We start from the raw sequence: 15,070 nt of genomic DNA, 5'->3' as shown, positions 1-15,070 counted from the left end.
GGTTGGAACCCGGACGGTGCCGAGGGCGTAAGACCACCTGAGCCGCCGGCTCCGGTGGCGGCCTGAGCCGTAAATCCCCGCTCAGCCCTGGAGGGTGACGCATCCCCCTCCCTTCAGGGAGGGGAGCCTTCAACGAGTTCATGAAGGAGACCAGGATCACCAGGGCGGTGAGCTGCTCCTCGTCGTAGTGCTCGGCGGCGTGCGCCCACACTTCATCGCTGACCCCATCGGCCGCGTCCGCGACCCGGGTCCCCTCCTCCGCCAGCTCCAGCGCGGCACGCTCGGCCTCGGTGAAGACCGTGGCCTCCCGCCACGCCGCCACCAGGTTCAGCCGCACCGAGGTCTCACCGGCCGCGGCAGCCTCCTTCGTGTGCATGTCGATGCAGACGGCGCAGCCGTTGATCTGGCTCACGCGCAATGCCACCAGCTCCTGCGTCGCGGCCGGCAGCCGCGATTGTGGGCTGCCTCGTAGGATCCGTTCACAGCTCAGATGCTGTGGCAACGAGCGAGAGCTCATCAAGACATGGTGAAAAAATATTCACACGGTGTTACGTGCGCATCAGGCGCCTGGCCGTGCGACAGGCGCGGAAAACAAAAGGTTTGATAGGCTCATCACAGTGTTCCGGGCGCCACACGATCCCCCGACGGTGGCGCCCGGGACCATTTCCCGCCCGGCTGCGGACTCTCAGGTCACGGCGAAGCCGAACACATCGGCGCAGAAGTGGAGTTCGGTCTCCAGGCAGGTCCTCAGCGTCGACTCAGCGAGTCCAGGTAGTGCGGCTGGAAGTCGTGCGTTCCTCCCGCAGCGAGAGACACGCGGCGGCCCAGGGCGGCCGCCGTAGTCGATGACCCGGCTGCGCACATCCCAGGGGGCAACCAGCAGCGACTCCGTCGAACCGTCCGCACGCCGGCGCATGAGCGCTGTCCGGCCGTCCTCCTCGGGACGTGGTTCGACCCACCACACCTCGTCACCGACCAGGCCCACGTACGTCGGTGCCGCGATCTGCCCGGCGGCCAGCCCTGCCGTGGCGGTCGTGCTGCTGATGGGGGAGCGCCATGAGCCGAAGGGCGCTGTCGTCCCCACCGTGCACGCTCTTGACGGGGAACGGCAGTTCACGGCATGGGCCGGTGGCACTCATGCGGTTCTGCTCGATGAGATCGGTGGGACTGGGACTGGGACTGGGACTGGGACTGGGACTGGGGATGCGCCTAGGAAGCGGAGCGCTTGGCGCGGTAGAGGCCTCGGCCGGTTCGCCGGATACGCGATGCGCCGACAAGGCGGTCGAGCGTGCTGCGGACCGCGTTGATGCTTCCGCTGTCGGAGTCACGCCCCAGAGCCGCCGCGACATCGCGGGCCCGGACGTCGGCATCGCCGGCTGCGGCGAAGTACTCCATGATCTGTTCGGTGAGCATGCCGTACTTCTTCTGTCCGTCGGTGTCGGCGCCGACCGCGGTGTGGCGTTGCGTGCCTTTGCCGGGCTTCGTCGGCTGGGCCTGGGCCACGCCCCCTGACGTCACGGTCGCGTCGGCCGGCTCGGGGGAGGCAGCGCGTGTCTGCCGGGTGACCGGTGCGGCAGCCTCGGCAGGTTCCGCGGCCGCGGTACCGACCGCCGGGCGCGCCTCGCCGGCCGGGGTGAGCATCAGGGTCTCAAGGGTGCTGAGGGCCCGCTGCACCGAGCCGAGATGCGCCACGACAGCGGCCAGCTCCCTTTCCAGTGCCTGCTTCTGGATCTGCAGGCGTTCCAACTCGGCCTGGAGGCTCTCGGCGGTGACCTCGATGTCATGCGCCGCGTGGGTTCCGGAGACCATGTGTTCCTCTCGTCCTCAACCCTTCCTGCCGCTCCGGGCTGACCTGCGGTGGCGCCCGGCCCGGACGCGGAAACGGGTATCCCCTGACATCATATGCAGCGGTCTCATCGACCCCGTGATGATGGGAACCGAAGAAACAGGGTAGGTCGACCTCCCCTTGATTATTGCCACTGTTTGCCCACTGACACAACGGACCGCGACACACGGTGGTCGTCGATGACCTGATCACCTTCCCCTGCGGTGCCCTCTCAGCCGGATGACCCGCAGTGTTCCCCGCCGTCCGGAGCCTCGGCGCACGGCGGCCATGCGGGTCTCAAACGGTGCAGCGTCTCGGCGACGACGGTGATGCGCTCGTCGACGCTGTCAATCGCCTCTTGAAGTATGCGCAGGTGGGCCTCGAGCAGCGCGGCCTCGGCTGCCAGCGACACGCCGGCTGCGGCAAGGTGGGAGCACTCGTCGGGGTCTCGGGGCATCACGCGTCTTTCTGCGGCTCGAGCCGCTGGTCGTAGGAAACCGGAGCGTGAGTGGACGGCGAAGGGAGCATCGGCGGGCCCCCCTTCCCCGCACCGAGGGCCCGGGCGGGGGCGCGCAGGACCTCGCCGCATTGACCGGACAGACCAGGCCGCTGTGACAGACATGCCGTGCACGCCGGTCGGCCGCACTGAGGCGGCCTTTACGGGGGAGAGAGACCGGTGATCCACCAGATCGTCGGTCTGGAAGGTCAGGCCACTGGGTAGCCCGTGCCGCGGGCGGTCGCGTCGAGCCGCAGGGCGCGGCTGGCGGCCGACTGGTCGACCGCGATGAGCGCAGTGCCGCGATCGGTCTGGAACTTCTGGAAGGCCTCGCGGAGTGTGGCGATGTGTCCTCGTCCTCGCTGATGTCCAGGCCGGGGAAGACGCCCTACTGGGCCGGGCGGAACTCGTGCAGGGCAGCGGAGATGACACGCATCCGCTCGGTGAGGTCAGCGAGCTCTTGGCGCAGCTCGATGACACGGGTCTGAAGCTCGGCGGCCTCGGCGGCCAGCGACACGACTGTGGCAGCGATGCCGACTCGGTTCTCGGCGGCTTGACTCATCATGTGCCTCTGTGTGACGGAGACCGGTGAGTTCGATTGCGTCGTACGGCGGATATGTCGAGGAGTAGCTCCACCTTGCCGCCGAGCAGGACCCCGCTCGTCGCCGGGCCAGGGTTGCCGTCGAGTCCCCATTCGGCGGGCTGGAGGGTGGCTGTGCCGCGAAACTCGACACGGTTGTCGCCGTTGGGGTCCCGGCTCGTTCCGCGGAACTCCAGGTCGACGTGGACGGGTAGTTCGACGTCCTTGGTCCGGAGGTAGCCCGCCATACGGGATCGATCGTCACCCGCATCGATGATCCCGGTGGAGCGGAAACTCATCAGCGGGAACGTCGCCGAGTCGAGGAAGTCCGGTCCGGTGAGCCACGCGTCCCGCTCCGGCGATCCCGTGTCCACGCTGCCGGTCTGGACGCTGACATGAGCCTCGGACCCGGCAGCACGAACCCTGCCGAGCTTGATGAGTCCTTCGAAGGCGGTGAATTCTCCTCGGACGTCGGACTTCACGGCGTGCCTGACGTAGAAGCCGATCGTGCTGTGGACCGGGTCGATGAGGTAGAAGCCGCTCGGCCCGATATAGGGAACGGCGTCGAAAATAAGGGATTCCTTACGGCGGAACATGGCGGGCCGGTTCCTTCTCATGCCGATCGTGGTAGGAGGCGGACTTCGGCCCATTGCGTGCGTCCAGTGGAGAGAAAAGGCTGCTGATCGAGTGCTGTGGCGTCGGTCGTGAATGCCGACGCCCGGACCCGAGGAGGACGATGCGGCCGGAGTGCGGGGGGTGGCCGGCCGGCAGAGGCCACTCCCAGGGGGCTCACTGCTGCTGCGCGAGCCAGTCGGACAACCGGGCCTCGCCGATGTGCGCGCCCGGAGCCGGCACAAGCGTGGTCTCCTTCAGCTCGGCACCGAAGTACGGGGCGTGGACGTCCGTCACCACCGTACGGCGGTCGTTCTCGGCGGCCAGTTCCTTGCCGATGAGCTGGTCGAGCCGGAACTCGTCGGGGCCCGCGACCTCCACCACACCATTGATCGGCTTGCCCACCGCCGTGCGGCCGACGGTCGCGGCCACGTCGTCGGAGCTCACAGGCTGGATCTTCACAGGGGCCAGACGCACGGTGTCGCCCTCGGTGGCCGCGGCGGCGATGGCCTTCATGAACTCGAAGAACTGGGTGGCGTGGACGATGGAGTAGGGGATGCCGGACGCCTTGATCAGCTCTTCCTGGGTCTGCTTGGCGCGGAAGTACCCACTGTCCTGCAGGCGTTCGGTGCCGACCACGGACAACGCCACGTGGTGCCTCACGCCGGCCTCGGTCTCCGCCTTCAGCAGGTTGGTCGTGGACGTGCGGAAGAAGTCCATGACGGCCTCGTCCTCGAACGACGGCGAGTTGGACACGTCGATCACCACCGAAGCGCCCTTCAGGACCTCTGCCAGACCCTCGCCCGTCAGAGTGTTGACGCCGGTGTTGGGCGCGGCGGCCACCGCCTCGTGACCGTGCTCGCCCAGCCTGGCAACGACCTTCGAGCCGATCAGCCCGGTTCCACCGATCACTACGACCTTCATAGCGGATACCTCTCAGAGAATTTCAGGGTGCGGCGCTCGCTTCGTACGGTGAACTACGCGCCGGCACCGTGCGAATGCGCCCTTATTGAGAAAGACAGGACAGGGACCCTCGTTGTGACAGGAGTGCCTACTCGGCCAGTTTCCCTTCGGTCGAGACCTCTTCCATCAAAGAGGCGATCTCGGCCGGGACGGCCGGAATGCTCTCGCGGGTGATACCGGTCGTCGGCGACCACACCAGATTGACCTGCAGAGCGGGATCCAGGTCGGGGTAGTCGCTGCGGTTGTGACAGCCGCGGGTCTCGCGACGCTCCAGCGCCGCTTCGAGAGTGGCCCGGGCCGCCAGCGTCGCGGACTTGAGATCAAAGGCATGTGCGAGGTCCTGATAGCCGGCGATGTCCGGGTGTACGCCGACGTCCTCCATCCGCTTCTCGATCACCGTGAGTTCCGCCAGCCCGGCACGCAGGCCCTCTTCTCTGCGTACGACACCCGCGTATGCGGTCATGATGTCGCGGACGGCACGTTGCAGGGCGCGGACGTTCTCCGGACCGTCGGCCGCGAGGAGTTGGTCGACCTCCTCGCGGGCTTGGGCGATCGCCGACGCCGACCGCGGCTGCGCGGTGAGGGACTGCGAGTAGGCGGCAGCCGCCTGACCGGTGAGCCGGCCGAACACCAGGAGCTCGATGAGACTGTTCCCGCCGAGCCGGTTGGCGCCGTGCAGCCCGCTGGACGCCTCGCCGATGGCATACAGCCCACGCACGTCGGTGCTGTGGTCTTCGGGGCGCACCCACACACCGCCCATCGAGTAGTGCGCGGTGGGCGCGATCTCGATCGGCTCCCGGGTGATGTCCAGCATTTGCAGATCCATCAGGGTCTGGTAGACACGGGGCAGCCGCGTCATGATCGTCTGCCGTGGCAGATGCGAGACGTCGAGCCACACGCCCCCGTGCGGCGTTCCCCGCCCCTCCTGGATCTCCGTGTAGGAGGCCAGCGCCACGCGGTCGCGGGTGGACAGCTCCATGCGGTCGGGGTCGTAGCGGCTCATGAACCGCTCCCCGAGCGCGTTGCGCAGGATTCCGCCCTCGCCCCGGGCCGCCTCACTGACCAGAGTGCCCGCCGCGTGCTCCGGCTCGATGATCCCGGAAGGATGGAACTGGACCAGCTCGGGGTCGCGCAGCCGGGCCCCGGCCTCCACGGCCAGGCGGAAGGAGTCGCCGGTGTTCTCGTCACGGCGCGAGGACGTTCGCCGCCAGATGCGGGTGTGGCCGCCCGCGGCGAGGATGACGGCATCGGCGTGGATCAGGTAGCGCGTTCCCTTTGCGAGATCGAAGCCGTAGGCACCGAAGACAGCGCCGTCGTGCACCAGAAGCCGGGTGATGTAGACACCGTCGAGCACGGGGATGTCGAGCTGGCCCGCACGCCTGATGAGCGTGCGCTGGATCTCCAGCCCGGTGTAGTCGCCGGCGAAGGCGGTACGCCGGAACTTGTGTGCGCCGAAGAAGCGCTGGGAAATCCGGCCGTCCTCTTCCCTGGCGAAGGCCATACCGTAACGTTCCAGGTCGCCGATGCCCTGGGCGGCGCCCCGGGTGACGATCTCGACGGTCCGAGGGTCGGCCAGCAGATAGCTCTCCTTGAGCGTGTCGGCCGCGTGCTGCTGCCAGGTGTCCTCGGCATCCATGGTGGCCAGGGCCGCGTTGATGCCACCGGCCGCCAGGGCCGTATGAGCGTCCTCCTTGGCGCGCTTGCCGACCGCGAGGACGTCGACTCCGGCCTCCGCCAGTTCGATCGCCGCGCGCAGCCCGGCACCTCCGGTGCCGATGACCAGCACCATGGTGGAAATACGTCGTTCGGGGATTGCCACGGTCTACTCCGATCGCCAGGGTCTGTCATCCACTACGACAGGGAAGTCCTGACATCTGTGACACCTTGGCCTCCGCCCTGGACGTGATGAGGGAGCGGTCGGGTCGATGACGTCGGAACTGCACGCGTGGCGAGTCGTAGACGCCACCGGGTCCGCGTGACCCTTTGCGCCTGCGGGAGCAGGTGGGGGAGGGGATGTGCAGTTGAACCTGGTGGATGCAGCCGCGCCGGGCCTCCGGCGGGGAAGTCCGGTCCTGGGTGTTTCATCGCGGCGGTGACGGGTCGGCGGGCGCCTGGGACTTCGCGACGAGCGTGGGTACCGTCACCACCGAGGCCGTCCGGGTCAGGAGGCGCTGCACGGGACAGCGCCGGGCGACTGTCAGCAGTTGCTCCACACGGTCGGGCTCCAGATCACCCGTCAAGCGGACCTCCTTGACGATCTGCCCACGCCGATCGAAGCGCACCGTCACATCGACGTGGTCGAGCGGCCAACCGTGCCGGTCCGCAAAGGCCCGGACGGCCATGGAGGTGCAGGACCCCAGCGCGGCCAGGAGCAGTTCCCCAGGCGTGGGTCCCGTATCGGTGCTGATGGGCTGAGGCTCGTCCGCGGCCAGCACGTGCGGGCCGACCGCGATGGAGCGGGCGAGTCGTGGACCTTCACTGATGGACACGATGCGGGTATTCATCCGTCTTCCCCTCGGGCAGGACGCCCCGTACGGCGCACGGCCGTTGATCGTCAAGGGGGCGCGGTGCGGCATCGGAACACCGGGACTTGTCCCGTTGCCCATAAGACAGCGCGGCCGTCTCACATGTGACACAGCCAGTCCCACAGCGCGTCGCCGCCTGGTCACATCGTCGCGGTCGCACGCCTGATGGCGGACAGGCAGAACGCGGGGGATCTACGGTCTCGGACTGCCCGGCGGCGAGAGGATTCCCCCTCGGCGCCCGTCCACCGTCGGTCCGAACACTTGATGCGGGGATGCCGTGTATCGCGGGCGTATCGAAAACCGGATACGCCACCGCAACGGCCCTCCGTCTCCAATGGGGGCATGAACCACAACGCATCCCTGTCAGCACCGCCACGCCGCGCGCGCAGGATCGTGCTCGTCAGCCTGGCGATCCTCGGCATGGCGAGCGCCGTGTACGTCGTGCGACGGCCACTCATGATGTCCGCTCCGATGTGCATGGCCGGGCGGTGGCACGGCTGCTTCGACACGTTCAACGGTGTGGTGCTCATCATGTTGGTCGCGCTGCCGTTGTCCGCGCTGGTGGTGTGGGTTCTGGCGCGCCGTCGGCGTGCCGCCGGCGCCGCATCGGCGTGGCGGATGTCGCTGGCCGAGGTGGGCATGGTCCACGGGACGGTGCCGTTCGTATGGCTGACCATGATGCCGGGCGCCGGGGCCGGCACCGTCCCCGGCCGGGTGAGCCTGATACCGCTGCGGGACCTGCTCACGATGGGCCCGCTCGGGATCGCCGGCAACTTGCTGATCTTCGCGTCGCTGGGGTTCTTCGCCCCGATGCGGTTCGCGGCGCTGGCGTCCGTGCCGCGGATCCTGGCGCTCGGGGCGGGCTGCTCGGTCCTGGTCGAAACCGCACAGTACGTCCTGTGGCTGGACCGCGTGTCCTCCGTGGACGACGTACTGGTCAACGCCACGGGCGCCGTGCTGGCCGGGCTGGCGTCGCGCCGCTGGTGGCGCACCACGGCGGATGCGCCGTCGGACGAGCCTCGCCCCGTGCCGGCACCGGCACGCTGAGTCGCGTGTCCGGTCTGCACAGGTCTTTGCATACGTCGGCGATATGTTGTGTTGCTTAGGCTTCGGACATGCGCGTACTGATCGTGGAGGACGAGCCGTACCTGGCCGAAGCCGTTCGTGACGGTCTGCGGCTGGAGGCCATCGCCGCCGACATCGCGGGCGACGGTGACTCCGCCCTGGAACTGCTCAGCGTCAACTCCTACGACCTCGCGGTCCTCGACCGCGACATCCCCGGCCCCTCCGGCGACGAGGTCGCCCGGCGCATCGTCGCCTCCGGCAGCGGCATCCCGATCCTGATGCTCACGGCTGCCGACCGGATCGACGACAAGGCTTCCGGGTTCGAGCTCGGCGCCGACGACTACCTCACCAAACCGTTCGAGCTGCGGGAGCTCGTCCTGCGGCTGAGGGCGCTCGACCGCAGACGCGCGTATGCCCGGCCCCCGGTCCGCGAGATCGCGGGCCTGCGGGTCGACCCCTTCCGCCGGGAGGTCTTCCGCGACGGACGCTATGTCGCACTCACCCGCAAACAGTTCGCCGTGCTGGAAGTCCTCGTCGCCGCCGAGGGCGGGGTCGTCAGCGCCGAAGAACTGCTGGAACGGGCCTGGGACGCGAACGCCGACCCCCTCACCAACGCCGTGCGCATCACCGTCTCCGCACTGCGCAAACGGCTCGGCGAACCATGGATCATCGCCACGGTGCCCGGCGTCGGCTACCGCATCGACACCGGTACGGACACGGACACCACCGCCCCCGGCAGCACGCATGCGTAGACGCCCAGGGCTCAGCGCCCGGCTGAAACTCACCCTCAGCTACGCCGGATTCCTCGCCGTCGCCGGCGCTCTCCTGGTGGCCGTGGTGTGGTTGTTCATCCTGCGCTACGTACCCGACAGCCCCAAGGGCCTTCTCGGGATCGCGCCCAACCGCTACCTCCTTGTGCACACCTTCGTCCCCGCCGCGGCCGTGGCGATGGGCTTCCTGCTCGTGTTCGGCCTCGCCGGGGGGTGGATCCTCGCCGGCCGGATGCTCGCACCACTCACACAGATCACGGATGCGGCACGGATGGCCGGGAACGGGTCGCTGTCCCACCGGATCCACATGCAGGGCCGCCGGGACGAGTTCCGTGAACTGTCCGACGCGTTCGACTCGATGCTCGTACAACTTGAGTCCCACGTCGCCGAGCAGCAGAGGTTCGCCGCCAACGCCTCCCACGAACTGCGCACCCCGCTGGCGATCTCGCGGACGCTCCTCGACGTCGTCCGCAAGGACCCCACGCGGGACCGGGGCGAACTCATCGAACGCCTGCACGCTGTCAATACGCGGGCGATCGACCTCACGGAAGCCCTCCTGCTGCTCAGCCGCGGCGCCCGCGGAAACTTCACCCGCGAGAGGGTCGACCTCTCCCTCATCGCCGAAGAGGCCGCCGAAACGCTGCTTCCCCTCGCCGAACAGCGCCGGATCACCCTCGACGTCACCGGAGGGGAGGCCCAGACCAGCGGCTCCGCGGAGCTCCTGCTGCGGATGGTGACGAACCTCGTCCAGAACGCCATCGTCCACAACCTCCCCGCCGGCGGAACCGTGACGGTCCACACCGAGGCGTGCGGCGACACGAGCGTGCTGCGGGTCGAGAACACGGGCCGTCGGCTCCCACCGGACCTGGTACCGACCCTCACCGAACCCTTCCAGCGCGGAACGGAACGCGTACGCACCGACGACCACGCCGGCGTCGGCCTCGGCCTGGCCATCGTGCACAGCATCGTCCGCGCCCACGACGGAACCCTCGACCTCGTCCCCCGCCCCGCCGGCGGTCTGCTCGTCACGGTCCGGCTTCCCGGCACGCCGTAGGCAAAGTCCCCCAGCGGGGCCCACCGGATTAGACCCACGTTGAAAGGCAGGACGACCTGTTAGGGAAGCAGCGTGACCGTGGCCGGCGTTCCGTGCGAGACCATCCTCGCGTAAGGGCACAGCGAATCGGCCTTCTCCAGGAGTGGGCCGGCGACCTCGGGATCGATGTCCGGCCACTTGACGACCAGGTCGACGCACAAAACGTAGCCGCCGTCGCCGCCCGGAACCCGCCCGAACCCGACAGTGGCCTCCACGGTGATCGCGGCCGGATCGAGCCCGGCCTGTCGTGTCACCACGCTCAGCGTTCCGTGGAAGCAGGCGGCGAAGCCGGCGGCGAACAACTGCTCGGGGTTCGTGCCCCCGCCGTCCCCTCCCAGTTCAGCGGGCATGCGCAGGTCGAGGTCCAGGACTCCGTCGGCCGAGGACGCCCTGCCCGAGACCCGTGCGTGACCCGCTCTGCCCCCTCGCACCGTCACCGTCGTGGCGTAGATGGGGGAGATGGACCGTGCGTCGAAGCCCTTGCCGGTGGACAGTTGGGGCAACGGAATCCTCTCGGTCACCGCATGTCTCCATCGACGTCGCAGCAGACGGGCGGCTGCGGGGCCGGCACAGCCGGTGGAAGGCCGGTGTCCGACTGTCTCGGCCCCCCACGCCGACAGGGGATGCGAGACGCCGAGGCACAGGCGGGGCCGTCCGAACCAACTGAGCCGTATCTCATAGTGTTTGCCACTTTTGCGTCCCGAGGAAGATCCGTGTTCCGGACAGCCAGTTGACCGACCACCGACCATGCTTGTGACAGGCGCGCCACACAGCTTTCCCGCATGTCCGTCGGACGAGACGAGGACGGCCGGCCTGCGCGATGTCGGCGATCCGCTGGTGCGGGTAGTCGAAGGCTTCCCGGGCGGATGCAGTCGCCGTGTCACAGATGCACGGTGCGTCCGGTCATCCCTACGAGACGACCGTGGGGAGCGGAAACGCGAACTGTCCGTCCAGGGGACAGCGTGCCCGGCCCTCATGGCGCGGTGGAACGATGGAGGTGCAACACGATGTCGGAGAAGGACTCAGTGGACGCGACCGGGGAGCAGCCCCGCTCGGAGGGGTGGAAGACCGCGGCGAAGATGCTGCAGGACGCCGCGCCGATCACCATCCCCGAGGGTGCCTCGGCGATGACCATTCACATCGAGTGGGAGCCCGGAGATCCGGGAACCCCACCCCACCGTCACTCGGGGCCGGCATTCGGGTACGTCATCGAGGGCGCGGTCCGCTTCGAGCTGGAGGGCGAGCCCGAGCGTGTGATCGAGGCCGGCGGGACGTTCTGGGAGCCGGGTGGTGACGTGATCCACTACCAGGACGGTAACGCGCTGACGGACGCGCGGACCCGCTTCGTGGTCACCATGATGTGCGCGCCGGGCAGGCCCATGCTCGAACTGGTCGACGACGAGGAACTGGCACAGCGCGCGCCCCTGCGCGCCCCGCGGCCCGTCGGCTGACCTGCCGCTTGCCTGCGCAACCCGGTTTCGAACGGGCCCGGCCCCCAAGGTCAGTGGAAGGCAACAGAGCATGAGTGCCGCTGATGTCGTGTACGGCATGCTGACGGTCCTGTTCGCGGCAGTGGCCCTCCATGCACTGCGGCATGGTGACCTGCTACGGACATTCGGATGGCGCGGCCGAATCGACCAACTGCTGCACGCCGTCATGGCTCTGGCCATGACGGTGATGCCGTGGGGCGGGGGGCGCGTGCTGCCGGAGGTGCAGACTGCCTGGTTCGCGGCCGCCGCCGTGTGGTTCCCGCTGACCGCTGTCCGCCGCGGCCAGGAACCGAGGCCGGTCGCGGCCGCATCGAGGCTGCCCCACGCGGTCGCAATGGCCGCGATGGCCTGGATGACGCACTCCATGGCGGACGCGTCGCACGAAGTCCGGTCCCGAGGCGTCCCCGAGGCACACCAGGCCGCGCATCTCGCGCACTCCGCAGGGGAGTCGACGGTCGGCGATCTGGTCACTGGAGTGCTGGCGTCGTACCTGATCACGTCTGCTCCCCGGTCGCTGACCCGCGACATGCCTCCCCTGCGGGGAGCCCGGGACACCGTGGGCAGCACGACCGACACGAGGGTGCCGCACGGCCATTTCTGGGACGGAACGATGAGCTTGGGCACGGTCGTCATGCTGCTCATGCACCCCTGACCGCCGGACCAGGTCAAGCCGTCACAGATTCTCCTGCTGTCTGTCACAGCTGACGGCCGGACAGCAGACGGTGTTCCCGGCGACGGGAAGGCGCGCCCTCCCGGTTACGGCCTTCACCGTCGCGCTCACCCTTTTTCGACGAACTCAAGTGAGTGAGAAAACCTTGAACGACTCAGAGCAGCTTGATGTCGACGACGCACCTTCGAGGGTGCGGATCTCGACTCTCGAGAGTCTCCGTGAGCACCTTCAGTGGGCGATCGAGCTGGAACACGCAACACTGCCGCCCTACCTCTGCGCCCTCTACTCGCTCGACGCGACGCGGAACCCGGACGCCGTTCAGGCCGTGAGCGGCGTCTTCGTCGAGGAGATGATCCACCTGGCGCTGGCGGCGAACCTCCTCAACGCGGTGGGCGGCAGGCCGGTCCTGGACGCGCCACACATGCTGCCGCCCCATCCCCGGACCCTGCCCCATGGTGATCCCTCCATGGAGTTGTCGCTCGTACCGTTCGGAGCCGAGGCACTTGAGATGTTTCTCCGCCTCGAACAGCCGGCGCTGCCCGGTGCCCCGGCCGAGGGCGACAACTACGAGACGATCGGGCAGTTCTACGACGCGATCGAGGAAGGACTGCGCCACCTGTGCGCCGAACTCGGCGAGTCTCAGGTCTTCCGTGGCGATCCGGCCCGCCAGGTGACCGCAAGGCACTTCGCCCACTCCGGCGGGCACTTGACCGCCGTCACCGACCTCGGCTCGGCGCTTGCGGCACTGGAGGAGATCGTCGAGCAGGGCGAGGGGACGGCACGCGGTGCGGTCTGGGACGGGGACCCGGACATCTTCCACCCCGACCGCAACGAGGTCTCGCACTACTACCGCTTCCAGGAACTCAAGCTGGGCCGCCGATACCGGCCCGGTGACACACCGCAGTCCGGTCCCACGGGCGAAGCGGCCGTGGTCGACCTCGCCGGCGTCCACCCGATGCGCCCGGATCCGAGGCTTGCGGACCACCGTCCGGGCAGTCCCGTTCGCATCGCGCAGGAGGAGTTCAACAAGACCTACTGCGTCCTCCTCCACCAACTGGAGGAGGCCTTCAACGGCAATCCGAAGATGCTCGGGGCCGCGACGGGCACGATGTATGCCCTCAAGGTTCAGGCACAGAGCCTGATGGAGATGCCCGACGGCGACGGCACAACAGCGGGACCGACGTTCGAGTACGTCGAACCCGAGCTCCGGCGGTGAGCGGGCGCGAGCGGCGCCGGTGCGTCGTCAGTGCATCGGGTACGCCCCGGACGATCCGCTGACCCGGTAACCGCACTTCACGGCGTTCGCGGTCGGGTAGCGCCCTCCTCTCCCGGAGGGCGTTACCCGCGCCACCCCGGTTCAAGGAGTTCAGTGACGCGGTCCTGCACGGGACCATCGACGGCGACCCCTCATCCGCAGGAGCCCGTCGTCCCCGTCACCGGCTGAAGAACTCGAAGGCCGCGGCCGGCCTTCCGTCGAACCGCGCACTCTGAGCGTTGGTGCTCTCGGGCAGGAAACGGCGCACGTACGTCTCGGGGTCTTCGTCGGTCAGGCCCTCGATGTACGCGCGATGCCGGAGCAGCGACGTCACTGCGCAGGGCTGACGGCGTACTGACGCGGGAGCCGGCGACGACACGGACCGCCGCTGTGATGTGCTCGGCCCAATGGGCGTGCTGAGGGCCGGAATCGTGCCGAGCTCAGACCAGCTCGAGTCCTCCGTCGACCGTCAGCACCTGACCGGTGATGTGCCGGCCCAGGGGATCGGCGATGCGCAGGATCCACGCCGCGACGTCCTCGGGGGCGCCGAGACGGCCCGTGGGGATGCGGTCACGTTCATAGTCGTGCATCGCGTCGATGGCATCCTGCGAGAGGCCGGCCGCGGCCAGGACATCCGTCTTGGTGGGTCCCGGAGCGATCGCGTTCACCCGCACCCCTTCGGGCGCGAGCTCGAGTGCCCAGCTCCGCGTCAGCTGCTCCAGGGCGCCCTTGGTGGCCGCATAGTGGGCTCCCCCGGGCAGGGGGCGGTGGCCGTACGTGCTCGATACGTTGACGATGGAACCCGAAGAGTCCCGCAGATGCGGCAGCGCCGCGTGGGCGAGCATGCTCGGTGCCGTCACATTGAGTTCGAAGAGGTCGGCGATCACTGACCGGTCGGTCTCCGCCAGAGGCATCACGGCCGTGGTTCCGGCGTTGTTCACGAGCACATCGAGTCGGCCCCACCGCTCCAGGGCGTCGGCCACGACGGCCTTGGCGGCGCCCTCCTCACGGATGTCGAGTGGCAGAGTCGCGATGTTGCGGTGAGCGCGAGCCGTCTCACGCAGGGCCTGCTCGCGGCGTCCCACGCCGAGAACGTGGGCACCCGCCTCGGCCAGCGCGATCGTCGTGGCACGGCCGATGCCCGACCCTGCTCCCGTGACGATGGCGACGCGGTCGGTGAAGTGCGATGGGGTTGAGCTGGACATGGTTTCCCTTTGTGCGACGTTCGTGGGCCTGACCGACGCCAGGCGTCGCGCAGGCGGATTGCCGGTACACACGACTGACCGAATGCCTGCGTGATGTGTGACAGGTCGCCCGCCGCACGCGCCTGCACTGCCGAGCGGTACGACGCCACGCTGGACCTCCGGGTCAGGGCGTCCGTTCCAAGGGACCAGCCATCGTCGCCGGGCTCGGCCCCATGGCGCTCGTATGCGTCGGCCGTGGTGCGCATTCACAAGGTCTCGCCGGAAGAGTGTGAGATAGTGTTAACCTCGCCCACCATCGCAGGCGGCAAGCGCAGCGCTTCGACCTTCTTGTTCGGCACCCAGCGCCGCCTCGGAATCCTCTTCCACTGCGAGAAAAGGTGTTTCCCATGGCCGAGTTGTTCTACGACGCTGACGCCGACCTGTCCGTCATCCAGGGCCGCAAGGTCGCGGTCATCGGCTACGGCAGCCAGGGCCACGCCCACGCGCTGTCGCTGCGTGACTCCGGTGTCGACGTCCGCGTC

Annotated in this window: 15 protein-coding genes and 4 pseudogenes; 7 read left to right on the top strand and 12 right to left on the bottom strand. The window is 68.5% G+C overall.

The genetic code is table 11. The features are described from left to right. Positions 1-130 precede the first annotated feature (130 nt). The 9 genes and pseudogenes from ACIBJF_RS47470 to ACIBJF_RS47430 all read right to left on the bottom strand — a co-directional run. Positions 131-517 (bottom strand): annotated as a pseudogene (locus tag ACIBJF_RS47470) (carboxymuconolactone decarboxylase family protein); the annotation flags it as partial. Between the two features lie 309 nt (positions 518-826). Next, a pseudogene (locus ACIBJF_RS47465) lies at positions 827-1,084 on the bottom strand (S9 family peptidase); the annotation flags it as partial. A 125-nt stretch (positions 1,085-1,209) separates the two neighbouring features. Then, complete coding sequence (locus ACIBJF_RS47460) at positions 1,210-1,809, bottom strand: hypothetical protein (RefSeq protein ID WP_399183961.1); 600 nt, start codon at positions 1,807-1,809, stop codon at positions 1,210-1,212. Between the two features lie 248 nt (positions 1,810-2,057). Then, positions 2,058-2,282 carry a hypothetical protein gene (locus ACIBJF_RS47455; protein ID WP_399183959.1) on the bottom strand — a complete coding sequence of 75 codons (225 nt, stop codon included), beginning with the start codon at positions 2,280-2,282 and terminating at the stop codon, positions 2,058-2,060. A gap of 427 nt (positions 2,283-2,709) precedes the next feature. Beyond that, on the bottom strand, positions 2,710-2,886 hold the full coding sequence (locus tag ACIBJF_RS47450) for a hypothetical protein (RefSeq protein WP_399183958.1): 177 nt from the start codon (positions 2,884-2,886) through the stop codon (positions 2,710-2,712). Further along, a complete protein-coding gene (locus ACIBJF_RS47445) occupies positions 2,883-3,497 on the bottom strand; it encodes a YceI family protein (protein WP_399183956.1) in 615 nt (204 codons plus the stop codon). The genes ACIBJF_RS47450 and ACIBJF_RS47445 overlap by 4 nt, the downstream gene beginning before the upstream one ends. A gap of 193 nt (positions 3,498-3,690) precedes the next feature. Further along, a complete protein-coding gene (locus tag ACIBJF_RS47440) occupies positions 3,691-4,437 on the bottom strand; it encodes an SDR family oxidoreductase (protein ID WP_399183955.1) in 747 nt (248 codons plus the stop codon). A 127-nt stretch (positions 4,438-4,564) separates the two neighbouring features. Further along, entirely contained in the window at positions 4,565-6,265 is a 1,701-nt protein-coding gene (locus ACIBJF_RS47435) for an FAD-binding protein (RefSeq protein WP_399183963.1), read from the bottom strand. A 292-nt stretch (positions 6,266-6,557) separates the two neighbouring features. Continuing rightward, positions 6,558-6,980 (bottom strand): OsmC family protein, encoded by a 423-nt coding sequence (locus ACIBJF_RS47430; protein WP_399183953.1) that lies wholly within the window; start codon positions 6,978-6,980, stop codon positions 6,558-6,560. 363 nt (positions 6,981-7,343) lie between these two features. On the opposite strand from ACIBJF_RS47430, the gene ACIBJF_RS47425 reads away from it, so the two are divergent. The 3 genes from ACIBJF_RS47425 to ACIBJF_RS47415 all read left to right on the top strand — a co-directional run bounded on the left by ACIBJF_RS47425 (position 7,344) and on the right by ACIBJF_RS47415 (position 9,890). Beyond that, positions 7,344-8,048, top strand: coding sequence for a VanZ family protein (locus ACIBJF_RS47425; RefSeq protein ID WP_399183951.1), 705 nt, complete (start codon positions 7,344-7,346; stop codon positions 8,046-8,048). 68 nt (positions 8,049-8,116) lie between these two features. Then, positions 8,117-8,818 (top strand): response regulator transcription factor, encoded by a 702-nt coding sequence (locus ACIBJF_RS47420; RefSeq protein WP_399183949.1) that lies wholly within the window; start codon positions 8,117-8,119, stop codon positions 8,816-8,818. Beyond that, positions 8,811-9,890, top strand: a complete 1,080-nt coding sequence (locus tag ACIBJF_RS47415; protein WP_399183947.1) for a sensor histidine kinase — start codon at positions 8,811-8,813, stop codon at positions 9,888-9,890. The genes ACIBJF_RS47420 and ACIBJF_RS47415 overlap by 8 nt, the downstream gene beginning before the upstream one ends. Before the next feature lie 59 nt (positions 9,891-9,949). Here the strand turns inward: ACIBJF_RS47415 and ACIBJF_RS47410 are convergent, their stop codons facing one another. After that, on the bottom strand, positions 9,950-10,450 hold the full coding sequence (locus tag ACIBJF_RS47410) for an Ohr family peroxiredoxin (protein WP_399183945.1): 501 nt from the start codon (positions 10,448-10,450) through the stop codon (positions 9,950-9,952). A 486-nt stretch (positions 10,451-10,936) separates the two neighbouring features. Here ACIBJF_RS47410 and ACIBJF_RS47405 point away from each other — a divergent pair, with 486 nt between their 5' ends. From ACIBJF_RS47405 to ACIBJF_RS47395, 3 genes are all read left to right on the top strand, one after another. After that, entirely contained in the window at positions 10,937-11,380 is a 444-nt protein-coding gene (locus ACIBJF_RS47405; protein ID WP_399183943.1) for a cupin domain-containing protein, read from the top strand. 70 nt (positions 11,381-11,450) lie between these two features. Further along, positions 11,451-12,071 carry a DUF5134 domain-containing protein gene (locus ACIBJF_RS47400; RefSeq protein WP_399183941.1) on the top strand — a complete coding sequence of 207 codons (621 nt, stop codon included), beginning with the start codon at positions 11,451-11,453 and terminating at the stop codon, positions 12,069-12,071. Between the two features lie 208 nt (positions 12,072-12,279). After that, the gene (locus tag ACIBJF_RS47395) at positions 12,280-13,305 is read left to right on the top strand and encodes a ferritin-like protein (RefSeq protein ID WP_399183940.1); all 1,026 of its coding nucleotides are present in this window, start codon (positions 12,280-12,282) and stop codon (positions 13,303-13,305) included. A 217-nt stretch (positions 13,306-13,522) separates the two neighbouring features. Here ACIBJF_RS47395 and ACIBJF_RS47390 read toward each other — a convergent pair. Beyond that, positions 13,523-13,681: pseudogene (locus tag ACIBJF_RS47390) on the bottom strand (PIG-L family deacetylase); the annotation flags it as partial. 103 nt (positions 13,682-13,784) lie between these two features. Beyond that, entirely contained in the window at positions 13,785-14,549 is a 765-nt protein-coding gene (locus ACIBJF_RS47385) for an SDR family NAD(P)-dependent oxidoreductase (RefSeq protein WP_399183939.1), read from the bottom strand. A 386-nt stretch (positions 14,550-14,935) separates the two neighbouring features. On the opposite strand from ACIBJF_RS47385, the pseudogene ACIBJF_RS47380 reads away from it, so the two are divergent. Then, positions 14,936-15,070 (top strand): annotated as a pseudogene (locus tag ACIBJF_RS47380) (ketol-acid reductoisomerase); the annotation flags it as partial.

Source organism: Streptomyces sp. NPDC050743 (assembly GCF_044456925.1).
Taxonomy (GTDB): domain Bacteria; phylum Actinomycetota; class Actinomycetes; order Streptomycetales; family Streptomycetaceae; genus Streptomyces.
The sequence above is the reverse complement of the archived record's forward strand: the minus strand, read 5'-3'. Positions and strand labels throughout refer to the sequence as shown.